Below are 1,530 nucleotides of genomic sequence, written 5' to 3'. Positions count from 1 at the left end.
CAGTCACGATTTCCGGGCGTCGACTGGTTCTCGCATGACGCGGGGCACCTGCTGGAGATGATGTTTGGCTGGAAAGCCAATCCGCACGCGGGTCCGTTTCACATCCTGAGCTTCCTGTTCATCGGCGGAGGGTTCGTCCTGATCTCCGCTGCCTGGAAGGTGCTCTATGACGCCCAGCAAGCGCGGACCCTGGCCGTCACCGGGCCTTACAGCTACGTGCGACACCCGCAATATGTCGGGTTCATCCTGGTGATGTTCGGTTTCCTTCTGCAATGGCCGACGATTTTGACGCTCGCCATGTTCCCGGTCCTGACCGTGATGTATGTCAAGCTGGCGCGGACCGAGGAGCGGGATGCGAAGTCGGAATTTGGCGACGCGTACGCCCGATATGCAGCCGGAGTGCCCGGATTTTTTCCGGGGCTACGCCGAATCTTCGGCGAGAAACCGGCTGGATACCGCCATAGCTAGCAGAGCGTGGCCGGTTACCGTCGCGAAAACTGGCGCATCGGGTGGTGCACGGGTCAGCCCTCGAACACCTCGGCCGACGCGCGGCTGCCGCGCGTCACCAGCTTCTCGTCGGGCTCGGGCAGCGGTTTGCCGGGATCGCGAAACCGGTTGGTGATGGGATAGCGGCGGTCGCGGCCGAAATTCTTCTGCGTGACCTTGACGCCGGGCGCGGCCTGGCGCCGCTTGTATTCGGCGATGTTGAGCAGGCGCTCGATCCGCATCACCGTGTCGCGATCAAAGCCGGCAGCGATGATCGAGGCCAGCGGCTCCTCGCGTTCGACCAGCCGCTCCAGGATCGCATCGAGGATATCGTAGGGCGGCAGCGAATCCTGGTCGGTCTGGTTCTCGCGCAGCTCCGCGGTCGGCGGCCGGATGATGATGTGGACCGGGATCACCTCGCCCGAGGGCCCGAGCGCGCCGTCCGGCTTCCAGGAATTGCGCAAGCGCGACAGCCGGAACACCTCGGTCTTGTAGATATCCTTGATCGGGTTGAAGCCGCCGTTCATGTCACCGTAGAGCGTGGCATAGCCGACCGACATTTCCGACTTGTTGCCGGTCGTCACCACCATCGCCCCGGTCTTGTTGGAGATCGCCATCAACAGCGTGCCGCGGGCCCGCGCCTGCAAATTCTCCTCGGTGATGTCGCGCGGCAGGCCCTTGAAGATGCCGGACAGGATCTTTTCGAACCCGTTCACCGCGTCCGCGATCGGCAATACCTCGTAGCGGATGCCGAGCGCACCCGCGAGTTTCGCCGCATCGTCCAGCGACACTTGCGCGGTGAAGCGGAACGGCAGCATCACGCCGCGGACCTTGTCGGCGCCGAGCGCATCGACGGCGATCGCCGCGCACAGCGCCGAGTCGATGCCACCAGACAGCCCGAATACCACGCCGGCAAAGCCGTTCTTCTCCACGTAATCGCGCAGGCCGAGGACGCAGGCGCAATAGTCTGCCTTCTCGCCCTCTTCGAGCGGCGTGATCGCACCTTCGCACCGCCACCCGTCGCCAGTGCGCACCCAGTTTGTG

At 64.3% G+C, this 1,530-nt stretch carries 2 protein-coding genes; one reads left to right on the top strand and one right to left on the bottom strand.

The features are described from left to right. Nucleotides 1–468, top strand: a 468-nt coding sequence (locus tag WCE35_RS16680) for a methyltransferase family protein (protein WP_424594433.1), incomplete at its 5' end; no start/stop codon positions are given. 53 nt (nucleotides 469–521) lie between these two features. On the opposite strand, the gene WCE35_RS16675 is transcribed toward WCE35_RS16680, so the two are convergent. Beyond that, a partial coding sequence (locus tag WCE35_RS16675) for an NAD+ synthase (RefSeq protein WP_424594432.1) occupies nucleotides 522–1,530 on the bottom strand: 1,009 nt, incomplete at its 5' end.

Origin of the sequence: Bradyrhizobium sp. (genome assembly GCF_049691595.1) — a bacterium.
Classification (GTDB): domain Bacteria; phylum Pseudomonadota; class Alphaproteobacteria; order Rhizobiales; family Xanthobacteraceae; genus Bradyrhizobium.
Note: the sequence above shows the minus strand (reverse complement) of the source record. Positions and strands in the feature narration are given on the sequence as shown.